Consider the following 21,122-nt stretch of genomic DNA (forward strand, 5'->3'; position numbering starts at 1 on the left):
ATGTGTTATACTTTCATTATACATAATTAGCCAATATAATACTATCATCTCTCTATAAAATAGGAATTATCATACATAAGTTAACTGTAAGAATTTATTTAGAATTTTGTCATAAGCGTTATAGGATTTCTTTTTAAAATATAAGTAAGTATATAAGACTTGAGAAACAAAAGGTCATAATCCATGTTGAAGATGAATGCTAGATAATATTTATTCAACGATTTCCAGTACTTGTGTATCATCAATCGACCTTTTGGCCCTCAAATCTTATATAAGTAAATCAAACGAAAGGAATACTTGTTATGTGGATTAAGAAATTAAAGAAAAAGAAGATTCAATTTATTGTTCTTGGTCTTATTCTTGCTTTTGCTGCCATGTTATTGTCCGCTTGCCTAAGCTTTAGCATTGAAGTAGAACAATATACTAAAGAACAATTTTCCAGAGAATATAATTCTGATTTATTTCTCTATGCAACAGGTGGAACGAGCGATTATATTCGTCCTCTATTAAAGGAACAGGATTCTACCGCTACTTTAACAACCTACAATGGTTACGTTATTAATTCTCTACCGATGTATCACAAAGAAACTTTGGTGAGTGATTACATCACCCCACTCTTTGCACTAGAACTAGAAGATACCAATAGTATGCCTTATCGTATGGAGGTTGTCTCAAGTAACACGACTGCAAATTCTCCTGCTCCGGGTGAAGTATGGGTTCAAAAAATAGTAGCCGATAATCATGACATTAAAGTAGGGGACACATTTACAATAAAGGGGACTTCTCACAAACTCACGGTATCTGCCCTTGTGAATGATAACACCAAGCCTGTATCCATGAGCACTGGAGCATTCATCTACTTCAATAAATCGGATAATAGCATATTTGAGAGTAGGCAGCCTATGGAATTCATAAGTATAATATCTGACCAAGACATAGATACGCTAAGTCAATGGGTTGAAGATCATTATACGGAAGATCATTATGCCATGATAAAATCTACATTGAATGATCTGAAAATTAAAGCAACTTTAATGACTTCCTTAGTTTCCAAATTAGGAACATTAACCTCCCTATTCATGTTTCTTATTACTATCATTATCGTACTTTTCTTCATACGTAATACTATCTTGAATGAATATGGAGCAATTGGAACTTACAAATCCGTTGGATTCTCTACTACTGAGATAATGGGGTTTTATATGAAAGCGTATTCGGCAGTAGGAATACTCTCCATTATTATTGGTGCACTCCTAGGTCTTCCGGTATCCATCTTCATCGGTAATATTGTTATGGAATATATGGGTTCTTATCATCTAAGCACCGCCTCTATATCTCGCGTTATATTCGTTATTGTCTTTACCACGCTTTTGCTACTAGCCAGCATTTATCTTGCCTTAAGAAGAATTGGTAAAATATCTCCGGTAGATGCCTTCCATGTTGGAATAACGTCAACCAGAGCTAAACTTAAGAAATCCATAATCAAGAATGCACATTCCTCATTCAGTATGGCAATTAACGATATCTTCAAATACCGCAATCGCTCCTTACTCGTTATTATCGTCGTTACATTTTCTTTCTATATTGGAACGATGCTAATAAATATGTGCAATGCATTCGATCATATGGAGGATAATGCCACTGCATGGGTTGCACAACCAAAAAGTAATTGTTTCTTAAGTAAAGATAACTCGGCAATCCCAGAAGATTTGCTGAATTATGTTAAGAATAGTCCCTATGTAGATAGCTATATCACTGGTACCGGAGCTACGTATGCTGATCTGCAAGTCTCATGCGAGGATCCAAGTATTAATGTTAAATATGCTAATATCCTAGCCCTGAACACGTATGATTACGAACTTACTGGAATCAAATACGCAAAAGGACGCGCACCAGAGAATAAGAATGAAGTTGCCCTTGATTCTACCACATTAAAAGATAGTAATTATACAATTGGAGACAACATATCACTTACCATCGATAATTCCACCGATACTTACTTAATCACTGGTATATTTCATTCCATGATGCCACATTGTCTTGCTTTCGTTACGGATGCTTTAGCGGAATTCCCTGCAGAAAATTATAATACCTCCATTGGAATTAACTTAAAGAACCCTGCTGATTCCAAAGTGTTCGAAGACGATTTTAAAAATACCTTTCCTGATTATCGTTATGGTACTATGAAGGACATCGTAGATAATATAAAACAATCCATAATGTCAATTATGACGCCAGTTACTATGATTATCATCGGTATCTTCTGTAGCTTCACATTGCTAAATATTATTAATCTAATAATCATGAACAATAATGAGCAGCAGAAGAATTTTGGTATTATGAAAGCCTTTGGATTTACTAATTCTTATATTATTAGAAGAAATGTATTTCGTATCTTAATTTTAAGTATAGTAGGAGTCTTATTCGCACTTCTATTAAATCAATTGTTTAATGCTCGTATCTTTCAATCCATTCTTACCGTGGATGCTTACCAAACTAAACTTATACCAACAGGCATGTTTGTGGGAATCGGACTTATAGTGATTACTATTATATCAATTCTCCTTAGTTTGATGATTCGTCACATCTCACCTAAGAAGCTAATGGAGGAATAGAGGTTTAATTGTTACTGCAAAACTCAAACTTTATTTATCACAACTTCTTGCCTAATGCACTATGACACAAAACACGTTACACACCTAAGTGCTACACTACCGTTTTTTAGTCATAGTGAATTAGGCAAGAAGTAAGTTTACATTTTAAGAGTTTTGCTTTTAGTCTTTGATACACAAAGTATGAAAGGAATATGAATATGAATATGAAAAATATAATAATAGAAACAAAACAATTATGTAAAACCTATATCTTAGGAAAAACGGGATTGAATGTTCTTAAAAATATTGACCTAAATATCTATGAAGGTGATTTCACTGTTATTATGGGTAGTAGCGGAAGTGGGAAATCTACATTACTTTATTCCATAAGCTCTATGGATCGCCCAACAAGTGGTATTGTTAATATCCTTGGTAAAGATATTATGAATATGTCAGAAAAGGAATTAAGCAAGTTTCGTAAAATGGAGGTATCTTTCATCTTTCAGAGTATGAATTTACTTCATGATTTAACTACACTTGAAAACATCACATATATTGGATATGGAACAGACACGAAAGAGAAAATCAACAAGAAAGCACTATCCTTATTAGATCAATTTGGGCTATTAGAGGAAAAAGATAAGTATCCAAGTGAACTGTCTGGTGGTCAGCAACAGCGTGTTGCCATCGGTCGTGCCTTAATTGGTGGTTCTAAGATTATATTCGGTGACGAACCGACCGGATCACTTAACTCATCTACTGGCAAGCAAGTTCTCGACAGTCTGACGCAACTAAATGAACAAGGCCAATCCATTGTTATGGTTACCCATGACCTAAAGGCGGCAACTCGTGCAACTCGTCTCTTATATATGGCAGATGGCCATATATATGCAGAATTAAACCTTGGGACGTATACGGCTGATAAGGAAAAAGAGCGCAAATCCATTGTATACGATTTCTTAAAGGAGCAAGGTTGGTAGGATATACATCTGAGGGGATTTATATAAACTATCTACTGTAACAATATTCCAAATGCATTGAAAAGCAACATCAAAAAACAAACTTCAACAAATTGTCTACCTCTTGATAGATGATTCGTGAAGTTTGTTTTTTTACTGGTGTGTGAAAACATTCCGTTTAAAAAAATGCGAAGATATAAATTATGCAACACCCGGCGTGTTTCAACATCTATGCAACTGGAATATAAAACTCTAGGGTTGTACCTTCATTCAGAATACTGTCGCAGAAGATTCTACCACCGTGTTGTGACACGATATATTTGGCAATACTAAGCCCTAGGCCTGAGCCAGAAACATTGAGGGTTCTTGCCTTTTCACCACGATAGAATGCTTCAAAAATCATTGCTTGATCTGTAGCAGGTATTCCTATTCCTGTATCGTGAACAGCTATGATTAGCTTACCATCTTCGTAACGAAATAGTATGGTGATGGTTCCTTTATTCGTGAATTTCATTGCGTTTCCAACTAGATTTTGTAAGACTTGACGAATTCGTTTCTGATCAATACTAAGAAGAACATTAGGAATCTCCGTGCATTTAAATTCTAGCCCTTTCTTCCTCACATCTTCCCTTGATTCCTCTACGATACTAGTGAAGAACTCTTTTGAATAACATTCTACCTTCTGTATATCGAATTCATATAATTGTGCTTTCGAATGCTCTAGTATATCATCAATCAAACCATTCAACATGATAACTTTCTTTAGAATAATAGATGTATATTCTTGCACTCGTTCTCCTTTTACAAGACCGGTATGAATTCCTTCCACATAACCAGATATCGTAGCAATGGGAGTTCGGAGGTCATGAGATATATAAGCTAATAATAACTTTTCCTTCTCCTTCAAACGCTTTTCGTTTTGAATAGAATAGGCTAGTTCATCTCTTAGACCCTCAAAGTCGTGACATAACGTACCGATTTCACCATCATAGTCATACTGTACTCTTTCTAGTAAATTACCTTGACGAATCTTCTTCGTAGAAAGGTGTACTTGATGAATCGGTACCAAGATATCTTGATTTAAGAACCGAATAAAGTGCAATATTGTAATTAATAAAATCATGCCTACCGCCAGCATAATTCCTATGAGGTAATATGGCTTCTCAATAAGTTTCTCATACGGAATCTGAACAAAAATTGTCCCTGTCTGTAACTCATTCTCAAGTACGGGTGCACTATAGACATAATTCTCATTCTTCTGGCTCCCATAGGAATTTCCTGTTATTGTCTTCATATCAATGGGACTTTGCTCCAAATCCTTTTTTTGATTTGAATGAATCACATCTCCACTAAGGTTAATGACAAGGTAGGAATATTCCTCCAAGGATCTATAATCTCCTTGATTCGCTTCATAGATACTGTTACTCATCAATACACGCGCCCGATTATGAATCAATACGTCCTGGTTTTTATTAACCAGATAGATAATTAGCCCACAAAGTATGATCACTCCTACTATAATTGTGCCAGAATATGCAATAATTTTCTGTTTGATCGTTAACCTTCCCATTTGTAACCGACTCCCCACACGGTTTTTATATAACACGCCTCTTCTTTTACTAACTTTTCTCTTATTCTACCAATATAAACTGCAATTGTATTATCATCTATAAAATCTGAATACCCCCAGACTTGACTGATAATCTGGTCCTTGGTAAACACCCTCGAAGGATAATCAGATAAGAAATCAAGCACCTGAAATTCTTTTGGCGAAAACTCAATTGCCTTCCCAGCTATCGTAACTTCATAGGAATCACTATATATCTTTAGGTTACCAAAACATTTTTCTTTTCTCTTATTCCTCCCTTGAACAGGAAGAAACTGTGTTACTCTTCTTAGGTGAGACTTTATTCTAGCAACTAACTCGATTTGAGAAAATGGTTTTGTCATATAATCATCCGCACCTACCCCAAGTGCTAATACCTTATCATAGTCAGAGTTCTTAGCTGAGATAATAATGATTGGGAGGAGTTTCTCCTCCCTAATCTTCTTGCATACAGCAATTCCGTCAATTCCAGGTAACATAATATCTAGTACAACAAGAGCAGGTTCACAATCTTCAAGCATTCTCAGACCTTCTGTCCCTGTAAATGCTTGTCTAACATCATAGCCATCATTGGCAATGAAATCTTTCATTACATTAGATAAATCTATGTCATCTTCAATTATTAAGATTGTTTCTTTCATACTTGTTAACGAATCTCCTTCCCCCATCACAGTGAGACTATTCTTATAACGTAACCTTTATAACTCGTCCACCATTAACACTTTCCATATCATTTACTTGGAACTCTACTACATGATCTAAACAATTCACACGAATCATCTTATAGACCTTATCATAACCTTCCTGTACAAGATTGATGGTACAAGTATTATCCTTATTCACTTTGATATGGAATTCATTAAATTCTCCAGCTTGGTAAGCAAAATCTTCACCATTGTCTTGATAATGTGTATAGCTTCCTTCTCCAGGATAAACATCAAGAATTAATGTATCTTGCTCTTTCTCTCCAACATAGCTTTGTTTCGTATAATTAGGAAGAATTGTACCTGCTTTCACATAAATCGGACAAACATCTAATGGAGCATCACGTAAGATATATCTTCCGCCCTCTACTAACTCCTTAGTCCAGTAATCGTACCAAGTACCTTCTGGAAGATACACCATTTTGCAAGTTTGTCCTTGGTCTAGCACAGGAGCAACCAATAGATTTTCTCCAACTAAGAATTCCTCATTCATGTTCTTAGCAACTTCATCTTTCTCATACTGCATAATTAATGGACGAATAACTGGTAATCCTTCTCTTTCTGTCTGATAAAACAAATCGTAGAAGTAAGGAAGTAACTGGTAACGTAAATTAATGTATTTACGATTAATATTAAGGGTTTCTTCATCGAATTGCCAAGGTTCTTGAAATCTTGTTCCCTTCGCTGCATGGTTACGGAATAATGGTGAGAAGCAACCAACTTGTACCCATCTACATAATAATTCTTTGGTAGTATCTGATCCAAATCCACCGATATCGGTACCAACGAAAGCCATACCACTTAGCGAAAGATTACAAAGTTGTGGAACTGCCATCTTCAGATGCGCCCAGATACTATGATTGTCTCCTGTCCAAGCTGTAGAATACTTCTGACTTCCTGCATAACAAGCTCTTGTAATTACATATGGTCTTCTTCCATCTAATCGTTTTAAACCTTCGTAGGTTGCTTTTGCCATCATATGTCCATAGATATTGTGGACTTTTGCATGGTTTGCTTTCTTTACTCCATCAGAGAATACAACATCATCTGGAAGTTGTCCTTCAAAACTAGCAGGTTCATTCATATCATTCCAGATACCACGAACCCCTTGTTCCAATAAAAAGGAATGATTATTCCCCCACCAAGTTCGTGCCTCTTCATTCCCGAAATCAGGGAATACGGATTTTCCTGGCCATACAGAATTCACGTAGATATCACCATCTTTATCAGTAGCAAAATATCCATTCTTCACGCCTTCTTCATATACAGAATATCCTTCTTCTACCTTAACTCCTGGATCAATGATGGTTACAATCTTAAATCCATCCTCTTTAAGATCTTTAATTAATTTCTTTGGATCATCATAGTGTTCCTTGTTCCACGTAAATACCTTGAACCGTTCCATATAATCAATATCAAGATGTATAACATCACATGGAAGATCATATTTACGTAGGTTTGTTGCAATTTCCCTTACTTGATTCTCCGATTCGTATCCCCATCTTGATTGTTGATATCCTAAGGTCCAGATTTGAGGCACATGAGTACGTCCTGTCAGATAGGTATAATTCTTAATTATTGTTTTGATACTATCACCAGCTACGTAATAATAATTAAGATTTCCTTGCTCTGCACCGAATAAATAATACTCATCACTTTCTTTACCCATATCAAAATAACTGCGATATGTGTTATCATAGAACAAACCATATACACTTTCCTTTCTTAGTGCAATATAGAAAGGGATTGATTTATATAATGCCTTAAAAGAATCTACTTGTGGATCTGGAATATCTGAATTCCACATCTCATATTCATAGCCACGCTTATTAAGAAAACCTGTTTTATCACCTAATCCGTAAAAAGCTTCATCACCCTGCATCTTCTTTAGGACTTCAATCTTATAGTGTTCCTTCTTCTGTTCAACTTGATGTCCTTCTAGTAGAGCCATTTGTATGAATTCTTCACTTACACCTTTCCGTACTACTCGTTTTCCTCTATAATCTTCACAGACTAATTTTCCTTCTGCATTATAAAAATCTATTTTAAAATCATCATATATCTTAGCTATAACACTTTTAGTTGCTATCTGAAGATACTCGTCCTTCTTAACAACTGTAAACTCGGTATCCCTTTGTTTATTCCCTTCAATGGCCGCTGATGGTTCCTCTTCACTATCAAAAGAAGCAAATATATTCCATATCTCATCCGTAATAATATGTATCTTGCTTTGCTTTTTCTCGAATTCTACTATAATTTCTTGATTCTTAACTTGGTGATTTAATAATTTGCCAAACATTCTATTTCCTCCATTGTTATACTACATTTTGCAATATCTTTATTTTATCATGTTGCCACCAAGGTAACAATCACTTTCCTTACCTCTTATATTACTATTATGCTTTTTAATTCTATTATTGTGGATGAACGTACTGACGTGTGCAGATGGTTAGTCTTATAAATAATTAATTACCTACTCCAAATGACACTCTAACCAGTTATATAATATTATGAAATGAAAAAAACAATCTTTCATCTGGTTTGTTTGAGGAGTAGATCTGTAATCCACGAATCCACATTTAAACTATGAAGATTGTCTTTCTTAGTGTGTAGTTATATTATTCATTCAGATATGCAAGCATATCCTCCATTCGTTTATCTGCAATTGTTTTGCCTATCTCATACAAGTCACGCAGTTTCTGAACATCTTTTTCCACACGAGATACTAGTACAGGCTCCTCTGGTCGAATCACAAAGATTCTTCCCTCTTTCTCTAACCTAGCAATGTCTTCTTGTATCTCATTATAATGCTTTGGTATCTGCTTCAATTTCCTAAGCAAACGTGGATAGTCTCTATAGCTTCTTTCATATGCTCGCATCATTGCACTTGATACAGGCTGTTTCCTATATCCTTCTTGTCTAGTTAGGACAACTACAATCTTCTCATACCCTTCATTCATGGCCCAATCAACAGGAATCGGATTTGCTATTCCTCCATCAAGGCATTCCATCCCTTCCACATGGACAATTGGGGAAAGCAATGGCATACTACAGGAACTACGACATGCCATCATCATATCTTTGGTCTTTCCTTTTTCAAAGCTTACCAATTTTCCAGTCTTGCAATCTGTAGCAAATGCAACATAACGCTGTGGTGAATTATAAAATGTTTCTTCATCAAACGGTATTAACTCTTTTCCTATATCATCAAATAGAAAATCAAAGTTAAAGATAGAACGGTTACGAATCAAGCTACGAATTCCCATTAATCGTTTATCTTTTACATAGTCCATATTAACTTTAGCCGTTCTTCCCATTTGCTTTGAGACATAGTTTAGTCCACTGAGCGAACCAGCAGATACACCGCCTACACAAGGAAATTCAATTCCATTTGCTATAAAGGTATCCAAAACTCCTGCTGTGAATAAGCAACGCAAGGATCCACCTTCCAATACTAATGCTGTACTCTCCTTCATGCTATCGTTCCTTTCGATTACTTATACTAAAGATTAGGTGAGCTCTAGAGCTCACCTATCGGGAGAAATCAAATACTCGCTACGCTCATGCTTAATTTCCTTCCGATAAGTTATATTATACACATATGCTTCTATATTTTCCAGTATTGGTAACTTTTTAGTGACCTATTCGCTAACGGATACTACTTGATTGATCATTTTTTTGGATATTATATTTCCAAATGAACGTAACAAAATCTAGTCCTTTCCACCTCTTCCATAACGAAAAAAGAGACTGTTTCTCACAGTCTCTACAAGATATGCACTTTAATATTCCCCTGCATACACGCTTTATTCACTTTGCAATCCGGTTGACTTACAATCTTCCCATCATCAAACCATCTTTTAATCTCTGTTCTTGATCGTCCTAGTAAGTCTGCAAGGATACGATCCATACGAAAACGTATATGATATGGATTCTGAATCTGTATTATTTGTTGATACTTCTGTTCAATCCTATTCGTATCTGTATCATTATCTATCCCTATTATATTCGTATCGGAATCGTTATTCTTCTCTACTATGTTCGCCTCAGAACTTTCTATTACTTCCATGGAGTAGCACTCTTTCTCCATATCAATCTCTACATGATTTCTCTTCAATACCGCCCCATCATAACTAACATGCCATGCTAACTCTTGGTTATTAGAAAGGTATTTTTCATATTCCTCTAGGGGTAATGACTTAGGACGAATGCGTTCATGTATGCTTAGATTATAGGTCGTCTTACATTTCTCACATTGATAGATTAGCCATATATCAATAGCATTGCCATTGGCATTCACTCGAAAATTCTCCGTATTGATATATGTTGATTTTCCTCCACACTTTGAACAGTTTCGAATGATTTGTTGTCCTTGTGTTGGTTTGATTGTAACTTCTTTTGTTAAATGATAGCTCATTTTGCATCTCCTTATTATATTAATATGGATTCTGCAAAGGCTATTCTCTATTATTAATCAAATTTGCAATAGCCTTTGCTATGCAAAATAAAAAGGTTCACACATACAATTAACACTCTCCTCTCATATACTATAAGTGTAATTCATGTGGAACCTTATAACTACCTTATTCTCTTTTCTAATCATGTTTGAGGTAATCAACAAAAATCCTCTAAGAAATTGCTTTTACACATTGTACAATCATATCTTTTGACCAATTATACAAATCATCTGTCTCGTACTTCCGATACTCGCTTTCTAAGACCATCAATAAGAACTGGTAGACATCATACCATCTTGCACGACGGTCCTCTTCTTTTGTCAAACTTAAAACTCCATATCCTTCAAAGAAATCCGCGTTCCTTTCATAACTACGAAATCCAACCTCCATAAGGGGATCTCCCCAGATACAGCGTTCGAAATCAATGATTCCCGAGATTTTCTTATCCTTGATAAAGACATTGCCATCCCATATATCCCAATGCACCAATGTCGGTACGGTTACATCATCAAAATACGATTTATCTCTATCAAGCAACGATAGTAATTCTTCTTCATTAATCGGTACTGGAATATTAGCTGCATTGGCGTCATGGTATGCTAATTGTATCATGTTACGAAATGCTTCAAACCAATTCGTACTTTGTAATCCTAGCTGACCATAATATCCAAATCTTGATCCCATAATCTGATTAATGGAACGATTATATCTTCCAACTTCTTTTTGTATTGCTTTCTTTTCCTCTTCTGAGAGGGAATCTCTAATAACGTTAAGTGTTTCTCCTTCAATAACACTCATGAAATAGTACTCAAAGGAGCAAAACTCATAACTATTGTCATAGTAGATAATATCAGGTACAGGCACATCTGTCTCCTTCTTCACTAATCGAAGGGAATCCACTTCACTAAACATAATATTCTTTTCATATGACATGATTTTTGAATCTGGATGAGGCGCTATCTTAAGGATTGCCTTCTCATCGTTATCTAATATAATTAGATAAGCAACATTAAAATAGCCTTCTTTTAACTCAATGATTTCTCTACATGTTATAGTAGGAAAAGCTCTTAAAACCATCTGTTCGATTACTTTCCTATCTTGCTTATTCTTTGTTAAACTCTCCATAGTTAATATCTCCCTACATCATCTTATTAATTAGATCAACAGCATCAATAGGAGTCTTCTTAAGGCGATACCGTCATCCTACTTCATATTACCATAAGAGTTTTACGGTTTCTAACAATATTCTCACATTTTATACTAAGATATTGTCACCTTTACTAATGTAATTTGCAGTAATTGTTTGCCCTTCCTGACACATCTTCATCGGAGTACCTTCGAATACAATTCGGCCTCCATTCTTGCCCCCTTCGGGACCAACATCAATAATCCAGTCGGCTTGTCTCATAACATTTACGTTATGTTCTATGATAATAATGGTATTTCCCTTATCCACCATCTTATTGAATAATCCCATCAACTTATCTACATCTGATACGTGTAAACCTGTTGTTGGCTCATCAAGAATATAAATATTCCCCTTCTTATCCAAGTATTTGGCTAATTTAATTCTTTGCAATTCTCCACCTGATAATGTACTAAGTGGTTGCCCCAAAGTCATATAAGAAAGTCCGACTTCTTTCATGGCTCGCAAAATCTTAACAATCTTGCTCTCATGTTTATCAAAAGCTGGCTTGCGATTCTGTGCATTCAATGAAATTTGAGCAGTAGAAAAGAATTCAATGGCTTCATCTACTGTCAACTCTAGGACTTTTGTAATATTCTTACCAAGGTATTGATACGAAAGTGCCTCTTCACTATAACGACTACCACTACAAGCCTCGCATTCCGTAATCACTGGATCCATGAATACTAATTCTGTCACGATTACACCTTTTCCCTGACAGACTGGACACGCCCCTTTTGAATTAAAACTGAATATTCCAGCATCTACTTGATTTTCTCCGGCAAACAACTTTCGTATCTCATCAAAGAATCCAAGGTACGTTGCCGGCATGGATCGACTACTTGCCGTAATCGGACTCTGGTTCACAATAACAACTTGATCTTCATATTCCTTAGCAAATACTTCACTGATTAAGGTACTCTTACCAGACCCAGCAACACCAGTTACTACAGTAAGTATGTTAAGAGGTATGTCAACATCAATATTTTTCAGGTTGTGTAGCGTTGCATTTCTAATCGGCATATGCCCCTTAGGTTTTCTTACCTTTGTCTTAATATCGGCACGCTTGGTTAGATATCGTCCTGTTAAAGTGTCCGATTTCAATAGTTCAGGATACGTTCCTTGGAATACAATCTCTCCACCTTTTTTCCCTGCTAAGGGACCTACATCTACCACCATATCTGCTATAGAGATAACATCTTCATCATGTTCTACCACTAATACCGTATTTCCCTTATCTCGTAAGCTAATTAATAATTCATTCATACGATGAACATCTCTTGGATGTAATCCAGTACTTGGCTCATCAAAGATATACGTCATGTCACTAAGAGAACTTCCCATATAGCGAACTAACTTAAGACGTTGCGCTTCTCCACCTGACATAGTAGAAGACTCCCGGTTCATATGCAGATAGGACAAACCAATATCAATCATACGATTCAAAGAGGCAACTAATGAATGCACCATGGTCTTTGCTCTTTGATCTGAGATCTGTAACAAAACCTCTCGTAGTTCCGTGAATTCCATCTCACATAAATCTGCAATAGAGTAACCAAGAATCTTACTCTCTAAAGCTCTTTGATTCAATCGTTTGCCTTTGCAGACAGGGCATTCCTTCTCTATTAATAGGTCCTCCGATTTCTTCTGTGTATGTGAGCTCATACTACTAATATCTCTTTTTAGATACAGTCTCTCATACTGTTTTTGTAATCCCTCTACTTTTGGATGTTCTTTCTCACCGTCTGGACCGCTCCTTGAACCATACCATAGTAAATTAAATTCATCCTGTGAATACTCTTCTATCTTCTTGTCAACATCAAACAAACCAGAATCCGTATACTGTTGCCAATACCAAGAACCCGGCTTAAACATTTTATCCTCTAAAGGTCCCTCATTCCAAGATTTTGTCTTATCTAATATTGATATTAAATCTACTTTCGTAACTTTGCCTATTCCTGCACATTCCTTGCACATTCCATTAGGGTCATTAAAGGAAAAATATGATGCTGTGCCAATATATGGTTCTCCTATTCTCGAAAACAAAAGTCGCAACGTTGCATATAAATCGGATATGGTACCAACGGTTGAACGTATATTCCCTCCTAATTGTGATTGATCAACTATGACAGACGCAGTTAAGTTCTCTATTAACTCAACTAGTGGCTTTTCATGCTTTGGTAAACGGCCTCTTACGAAGGCACTATATGTTTCATTAATTTGCCTTTGTGACTCTGCCGCTATAGTATCGAATACAATACTCGATTTTCCAGAACCCGATACTCCTGTGAATACGATAATCTTCCTTTTGGGTAATTTGAATGATAGGTTCTTTAGGTTATTCTGTGCTAATCCCTTAATTTTAATCTCTTCCATATACTCTTGTCCTCCTATGCGCTCCACATATACATTATTACTGTCTCTTAATTACTGGTATCTGAATCTCTGTTAACCAATCCTTCTCATCTTCTTTATTCCAGATTCCATCAATATAAGATTCTCTTGGATTATCTGTAACAATATATCCATTCTTCTCAATCCAGTCAAATGCATACGCATATGCAAGCCCAAAGTCTTGGTAACGTCCCCTATGCATTACAGACACCACGGTTGTTGATTCAATTTTCTTAAACTCAACCCCTTCTGGCGCTACACCAAATCGGTCGACCGCCTCACAAAACTCAATATGAATATCTTTTTCTCGATACTCCATATCCATATTAGAGATAAAACAATACTCTGGAGTTACGCACTTTATCTCTGGATTCATTTCCATTACTTTAGCTCCTAACGGTGGTAGTACCGTGAAGTAATCCTTATAGTCTCTTAATTCCAACTTTGCTGAGTATACAATATACTCTGGTATCTCTTTCACAACAGCATGATAACTCATATAGGCTTCTTCACCTTTTTCTTCCTTCATAAATTCAATTCTTGTTAACTGTTCTTGCATAAGTACTATTGCTTCTTCTATTTCCTTTTGTCGCTTCGATAGTATTAGCTCTTCATTCTTTCCCATAAGGATAAGACGAATCTCATCAATTGACAATCCTATTTGACGATAGGATTGAATCTGATGAATCTGTACCAGTTGATTCGTCGTATAGAAGCGGTAGTTCGTTTCATTGTCTATCCATTCCGGCTTTAGCAAATCGATTTCATCATAATAGCGAAGCGTTTTAATTGAAACCTTACTCATCTTAGAAAATTCACCTATTCGATACATAGTGGCAACGATCTCCTCTCTCTGTTTAATACTTGTTAGGATTCCAGTGTCAAAATCCAGTTTGTTTTTTTATCTCGTCAATTTGCACAAATTTATGTGTGAATAAGTTATGCCAAACGTAGTTCACTCGCAACACGCTCTCGCTTGGATGAAGTTCGTAGTGGTACATAAGGCTCTAAAATACAGAGCCAAAGTACCAACGACTTCATACAGTTGCTCAACAACTACGTTCGACATAACATTAGTCTAGTGCTATATGTGCAAATTGACGAAGGCAAGTTTTACGGGATGCTTTTGACACCCGAATTTTATTAGGTAATTACGAAACTTTTCACCATTTTAAGGCTACCTATTTACCCATACAATGATACGTAGACCCTCTTTAACATACATTAACTGGAGCTATTATATTATCATAATAGCTCCAGTTACGGGAGAGTCAAGTACAATATTCATCGAACAAACCAATGAAGACAATAGTATAGGGAGCTCCAAACAATAAAAACCTAAGAGAACTTTCAAAAGAATATCTCTTAGGTTTTTACTTAATAGTTAGTGTAACACAAAATATCTTATCTTATTGTTGTATTTTAACTCTCTATGTTAATTGTAATACATTAATCAATAACAACCAGGCAACTCCATAATAAGTAATTACTGCAACAAGGTCATTCACTGTTGTAATTAATGGACCTGAAGCAACAGCAGGATCAATCTTAATCTTGTGGAAGAACATTGGTATTATAGTTCCTACAAAACTTGATATCGTCATTGCAACAATGAGGGCAACTGCAACACAACCTGATATTGAGAACGCATAGATTGGTGTTTTTCCCTTTAGTAAATATATATATACTCCGACGCATAAAAACGATAAAATGCCTAGTATAAAACCGTTAGTGAAACCAACTCTGATTTCTTTCCAGACTAATTCTACCTTATCTTTCATAGTTAATCGTTCATCCATTAGTACACGAATTGTAACAGCCAACGACTGTGTTCCAACATTACCAGCCATATCAAGAATCAATGACTGAAACGAAACAATCAGAGCAATTTGGGATACTACACTTTCAAACATTCCAACCACTGATGATACAAACATTCCAAGTGCAAGTAAAGCCACTAACCAAGGTAAACGCTTTTTCATACTTTCAAGAAGTGTCTCATTCAAATCTTCCTCAGCAGTTAAACCTGCTAATTTGGCGTAGTCCTCCCCCATCTCATCGTCTACAACTTCCACGATATTTTGTGAGGTAATTACACCTAGTAATGTGTCTGCGTCATCAAGTACAGGAATCGAATCTTCCGCATAATCCTTCAAACGTTCAATACAATCATCAATCTTCTCGTGTGCTCTAACGTAAGGATATGATGTACTAATTAAAGACTCCAGTTCAACGTAATCTCTTGCACATATTAAATCTTTCAGATCAATTGCACCATAGAATTTGTCGCTATCGTCTTTGACGTAGATAGTAGAGATATTATCATTCTCTTCTGCTTGCTCAATTAGAGTTTTCATTGCCTGTCTAATTGATAAATCCCGTCCAATTTCAATATAATTGGTAGTCATTTGACTACCAATCTCGTTTTCATCATAAGAACGTATTAATTCAATATCTTCTTTTGCTTCTTTCGTCATATATTGAATCAATTGATCTCTCATAACAGAATCCACTTCATCAAGAGCATCAACCGCATCATCAGCATCCATGTTTTCAATAATGCCTGCTGCTTTCTGTGGACCTAATTCTTCAAGATACATACCAACATCATCTAGGAAGGTGAAGATTTCTGAAACCTTCTCAATTCCAATTATGTGATACAGCCTTTTTCTCTCTACTTCACCAAGATTCTCTAACGCTTCTGCAATATCATTCTCATGATAATCATCTAACTTTTCCCTAATTTCTTGATCTGATGCGTTACTAGTAATAATCGCAATCAGTTCTTGTAACACGGTTTCCTTCTTTCTTTTTTTGATATGCATTCTATATACCTCCTTTTCCATTCGTACAATGCAAGGGAGTAAATAGGATACAAACTAATCGATCAACATGCACATTGTCGATCGATCATCCTGCAATATTCTATTCTACTCCGCCTATGACTTCGACCGTCACTGTCCATGTAATCACCATCCTTTAGAAGCTAGTATACCACATTAGCTCATAAATTGCTAATTTTAGCAGTTTTCCGAAGAATATGATACGAATACATTACTTACTGTAGTATCTGTAATATTGGTTCGTTCCATACATTCTACATATTAAGTATCTGTCAAATCAGTATTCGCAACCTGTTTTCTACACAAAAAACCAGCAAATTGAATTTAAAATTAGCAACTTGCTGGTGGTATATATTTAACTATTCACTTTTAGACAACTTAATAGCTATCGTAGTATAAAACAAAACTCACTTCTCTCGTAGTTATAGGGCTTGTAGGCATATTGGTGCACTAAGCATGGCTTATTACAGGAAAATGTAGGTGCTCTCTTTCTATTCTCTTAAGATCTTCTCCTATATAGAATAATGTACAGTCTTCTTCTTGGAACTCTTCCACTTCAAAACCATCTATATTGCTAGGAGTGAAATCAAGTACAACCTCATCTGCCACTTCTGAGAAAGAATCAAGAATATCCTTTAGCTCTACCTTTTTCTTTGCTATAATACAACTAAGATACAATGCCTGATTCTTTATATCGGCTACTACATACGTATCTAAACTTTCACTATAGTACACGTCCTCTAGATCATGCAAATAAAATCCCATCAAGCCAACGTTTCTCATTGTCATACCATCATTTGAAACTGCCTGCTTAACATAGTCAAAGAATTTTATTCTATCCTCATTCGATGGATTCTCTATCTTAATAAACTTCCCAAATTTATTGAGCTCTAGCGATTCTTCTTTCACTTCATCTACTGGCAACTCCTTTTTGTAGATGTATTCCTTACTAACTTGAAATCCATATTTGGGATAATAGTCAAGCACACTATCGTTTCCAAAAAGATAGATTCCATCACACTCATCTCTATAAGTATCGATCACTTTTTCCATAAGATATCTTCCTAAGCCCTGACCAAGGTATTCCTTCGCAGTCATTACGGTTCCAATCTGAATGTAGTGTTTACTCTCGCCACCAATCACGAACTCCATACGATTTGCTGATACATTGGCAACCATACGATCCCCATCCATCAAGGAATGTGGCATGTACATATCTTCTTTCCAATACCCATTCTGATACCATGATTCAAAATCAAAACCAAAGGTTTCTCTTGTTAGTTGATTTAGTGCTGCTCTTATTGAATCATTATCTTTATACTTTGTAACGTATCTATATTGCATCATCTTACTTTCCTCCGATTTCTTCTTATATTGTATACCTACTCTTCGCAGAGCCTCAACCCGTTCTCCGTCAACTCATATATAGTATCACATACCTCATTCAAATATTTTCTATCATGGGATATACTGATAATAGCACCAGTATAATCTGACAACGTTCTTCTAATAACGGGATTCGATAGTGGTGAAAAATTACGCGTTGGCTCATCTAATACTAATACATTATAACCCTCTATACTCATCTTCAAAAGAATCAGTTTAGCTTTCTGACCGCCAGATAAATCTTCTATTTTATGATTCATCTCATCTGCTGTATACTTCATACTTCCTAGATAGGTACAGATTCTTACGTTCTCTTCTCTATCTCCCGTTCTTGTTAGGAACTCCACCGGCGTTTGATTCATATCAAGTAGGTCAGTATAATTCTGAGGCATGTATGCCACTTTAACATCTGTCCTTGCTAACATCTGTGTAACTATTTGTTTCATCAAAGTTGTCTTACCGCAACCATTCTTACCGATAATACCTACCTTCCTCGGACCTTCGATGCGAAGATGGATATCCTTTGATAAAACGCGGTCTTCTATACATAACTCATCTAATGAATAATCCAGTACTACCTTACCATTTGGTATCGCTGCATTATTCGTAAACCTTATAAACATCGCATCTTCTGTATCTGGAATATCAAGAAATCCCTCTTTCTCTCTCTCAAATCGCCTTCCCATCGCCTTAACGGAATGCATCTTCTTCTTTAATAATCGTCCACCAGCTGGATCCTGTCTTGTTATTGTATTCTGTTGATGTTCTACCTTTTGCTGAATCTGCATATAGCGATCCATTTGTTTTTGATACTCACTTCTTTGCTTTCTTGCTACTTGTTCTTGATGCTCAAGCCCACGAATTCTCGTATCATAATACTCGGCATACCCCATCTTAATAACTACATGCTTTGGAACAGTCTTTCTTCTTACTTGTTCTAGATGAATAATCATATTAGCGGTATTCTCTAATAAGGTTTCATCATGGGATATATACAATACTGGCTTCTGGCATTTGATTATAAATGTTTCTAGCCATTTTAATGTATCAATATCTAAGTCATTAGACGGCTCATCTAGTAATAATAAATCTGGTTGTTTCATTAATAATCTTGCTAATTGTAACTTAACCTTCTCACCGCCAGACATCGTACCTACTGTTTGATCCGAGTAGAAACGCTCCATTAAAAAACCAACTTGGCGTGCAATGTCCGTTAGTTCTTTCGGTGTTAATTCAGAGAATGTCTCTTCTTCTAAACAATACTCATATATTGTCTTCTCCATATCCACAGTCGGTAATTCTTGTGCTAGATATCCTACATGGTTTTCTCGATTAATCCTCTCTGCAGTATATTCAATATAGTCCTGAATCCTATCTGGATTATAAATCAGCTTAATTAATGTGGATTTTCCATTTCCCTCTTCCCCTATAATCGCCGCCTTATCTCCATCATTCAAGGTCAAAGAAAAATCAGCTAAAATCGTTCTTAAATCCTTTTTATGTGTCATTGTTAAATTCTTAATCTGTAACATATATTCCTTAACTCCTTTCGAATATCTCAACGGCTCTATAATAAATGTTGGGGTATACGATTTAGACTCGTAAACTCCAATATTTTATTTTATAATAAAAAAGACCTCCAAGTGCCAGTCTAGCCAACAATCACTCGGAGGTGCATATAAATGCTATCTAATTATATCAATAAATTACTAGATTTAAAAGATGTTAAAGTAAAAAAAATTACCCAAGCAGATCATTTTATTGAAATTCACATTGAAACAAAACCTACTTTACACACATGCCCCGCTTGTGGAAACGAGACAAAACGAATTCACGACTACCGTATGCAAAAAATAAAGGATTTACCTTTTCAGTTGAAGGATTGCTATCTTGTTTTAAGAAAACGCAGGTATATTTGTTCTTGTGGGAAACGCTTTTTTGAATCGTATTCATTCTTGTCCAGATACCAGCAAAGAACCAGAAGACTCACTATGAAAACTGTTGATTTACTTAGAAATACCGTTTCTATCAAAAAAGTTGCTGAAATCACAAATTTATCAATCAATACTGTGATTCGTATACTTGATACCATAGGCTATGATTGCCCCAAATTAGGTGATTCTATTTCAATTGATGAATTCAAAGGTAACGCTGAAACAGGTAAATATCAATGTATTCTTGTAAATCCTAAGAAACGAACTATCCTTGATATTCTTCCTGATCGTACGCAGCCTCACCTTTCAGAATACTTCAGAAAAATAAATCGTTCAGAACGTTATCGTGTAAAATATTTTGTATGTGATATGTGGCAACCTTATGTAGATATCGCGCATACATATTTTCCGAATGCTAAGGTTATTATTGATAAATATCATTTTATCAGACAGGTTACTTGGGCAATTGAGAATGTAAGAAAGAGATTACAGACATCAATGATTCCATCTCTACGTAAATACTACAAACGTAGCCATAAGTTGATTCTTGCTAGATATTATACATTAAAGGATGAAAGTAAAAAAGCATGTGACTTAATGCTTCAATACAGTGATGACTTACGTTTAGCTCATCGACTAAAAGAAGATTTTTATGACATTTGCCAATGCAATCAGTACAAAAAGCAAAGACTTGACTTTTGGGATTGGATTAAGATGGCTGAAAAGTGCGACATTCCTGAATTTGAAAAGTGTGCTGCTACTTATAGACATTGGTCCGAAGGAATACTAAATGCGTTTAAATATAGAATCACCAATGGACCTACGGAAGGTTTTAATAACAAAATCAAAGTAATAAAACGTACATCTTATGGAATACGCAATTTCAAAAGATTCCGTACTAGAATCTTGCATAGCAACTAACATAATTTAACAGACTGGCACTTGGCTTTTTTTGCATGCTCTGAAATAGATACTATAGAACAAAACATAAAAACAGCTCTCTATCCAGTATTGGTGCGGGTGCAACGCACCTCGCACCCCAACACTTGACAAAGAGCC

At 35.7% G+C, this 21,122-nt stretch carries 14 protein-coding genes; 3 read left to right on the forward strand and 11 right to left on the reverse strand.

Annotated elements, in window-relative coordinates; genetic code table 11:
* The first annotated feature begins 302 nt into the window (after positions 1-302).
* Both BUB90_RS16645 and BUB90_RS16650 read left to right on the forward strand, forming a co-directional pair.
* A complete protein-coding gene (locus tag BUB90_RS16645) occupies positions 303-2,615 on the forward strand; it encodes an ABC transporter permease (RefSeq protein WP_073289572.1) in 2,313 nt (770 codons plus the stop codon).
* Between the two features lie 197 nt (positions 2,616-2,812).
* Positions 2,813-3,574, forward strand: a complete 762-nt coding sequence (locus BUB90_RS16650) for an ABC transporter ATP-binding protein (protein WP_073289573.1) — start codon at positions 2,813-2,815, stop codon at positions 3,572-3,574.
* Positions 3,575-3,782: 208 nt separating this feature from the next.
* On the opposite strand, the gene BUB90_RS16655 is transcribed toward BUB90_RS16650, so the two are convergent.
* The 11 genes from BUB90_RS16655 to BUB90_RS16705 form a co-directional block, all read right to left on the reverse strand.
* On the reverse strand, positions 3,783-5,123 hold the full coding sequence (locus BUB90_RS16655) for a sensor histidine kinase (RefSeq protein ID WP_073289574.1): 1,341 nt from the start codon (positions 5,121-5,123) through the stop codon (positions 3,783-3,785).
* The gene (locus BUB90_RS16660; protein WP_073289575.1) at positions 5,111-5,800 is read right to left on the reverse strand and encodes a response regulator transcription factor; all 690 of its coding nucleotides are present in this window, start codon (positions 5,798-5,800) and stop codon (positions 5,111-5,113) included. The genes BUB90_RS16655 and BUB90_RS16660 overlap by 13 nt, the downstream gene beginning before the upstream one ends.
* Positions 5,801-5,843: 43 nt before the next feature.
* On the reverse strand, positions 5,844-8,162 hold the full coding sequence (locus BUB90_RS16665) for a glycoside hydrolase family 31 protein (protein ID WP_073289576.1): 2,319 nt from the start codon (positions 8,160-8,162) through the stop codon (positions 5,844-5,846).
* A gap of 319 nt (positions 8,163-8,481) precedes the next feature.
* Positions 8,482-9,339 (reverse strand): patatin-like phospholipase family protein, encoded by an 858-nt coding sequence (locus tag BUB90_RS16670; RefSeq protein ID WP_073289577.1) that lies wholly within the window; start codon positions 9,337-9,339, stop codon positions 8,482-8,484.
* 290 nt (positions 9,340-9,629) lie between these two features.
* Positions 9,630-10,280: a DUF1062 domain-containing protein gene (locus BUB90_RS16675; RefSeq protein ID WP_073289578.1), complete on the reverse strand. Its 651-nt coding sequence runs from the start codon at positions 10,278-10,280 to the stop codon at positions 9,630-9,632.
* A gap of 211 nt (positions 10,281-10,491) precedes the next feature.
* Positions 10,492-11,445, reverse strand: a complete 954-nt coding sequence (locus tag BUB90_RS16680) for a phosphotransferase family protein (RefSeq protein ID WP_073289579.1) — start codon at positions 11,443-11,445, stop codon at positions 10,492-10,494.
* A gap of 130 nt (positions 11,446-11,575) precedes the next feature.
* Positions 11,576-13,882 (reverse strand): ATP-binding cassette domain-containing protein, encoded by a 2,307-nt coding sequence (locus tag BUB90_RS16685; RefSeq protein WP_073289580.1) that lies wholly within the window; start codon positions 13,880-13,882, stop codon positions 11,576-11,578.
* 37 nt (positions 13,883-13,919) lie between these two features.
* Positions 13,920-14,732 carry a MerR family transcriptional regulator gene (locus BUB90_RS16690; protein ID WP_073289581.1) on the reverse strand — a complete coding sequence of 271 codons (813 nt, stop codon included), beginning with the start codon at positions 14,730-14,732 and terminating at the stop codon, positions 13,920-13,922.
* Between the two features lie 598 nt (positions 14,733-15,330).
* Positions 15,331-16,725 carry a magnesium transporter gene (gene mgtE, locus BUB90_RS16695; RefSeq protein ID WP_073289582.1) on the reverse strand — a complete coding sequence of 465 codons (1,395 nt, stop codon included), beginning with the start codon at positions 16,723-16,725 and terminating at the stop codon, positions 15,331-15,333.
* Positions 16,726-17,193: 468 nt separating this feature from the next.
* Positions 17,194-18,090: a GNAT family N-acetyltransferase gene (locus BUB90_RS16700; protein ID WP_084139330.1), complete on the reverse strand. Its 897-nt coding sequence runs from the start codon at positions 18,088-18,090 to the stop codon at positions 17,194-17,196.
* Positions 18,091-18,125: 35 nt separating this feature from the next.
* Positions 18,126-19,661: an ABC-F family ATP-binding cassette domain-containing protein gene (locus BUB90_RS16705; protein WP_073289583.1), complete on the reverse strand. Its 1,536-nt coding sequence runs from the start codon at positions 19,659-19,661 to the stop codon at positions 18,126-18,128.
* Between the two features lie 150 nt (positions 19,662-19,811).
* On the opposite strand from BUB90_RS16705, the gene BUB90_RS16710 reads away from it, so the two are divergent.
* A complete protein-coding gene (locus BUB90_RS16710) occupies positions 19,812-20,984 on the forward strand; it encodes an ISL3 family transposase (RefSeq protein WP_073289584.1) in 1,173 nt (390 codons plus the stop codon).
* The last annotated feature ends 138 nt before the right edge of the window (positions 20,985-21,122 follow it).

This window comes from Anaerosporobacter mobilis DSM 15930, from assembly GCF_900142955.1.
In the GTDB taxonomy this organism is placed as follows: Bacteria; Bacillota; Clostridia; order Lachnospirales; family Lachnospiraceae; genus Anaerosporobacter; species Anaerosporobacter mobilis.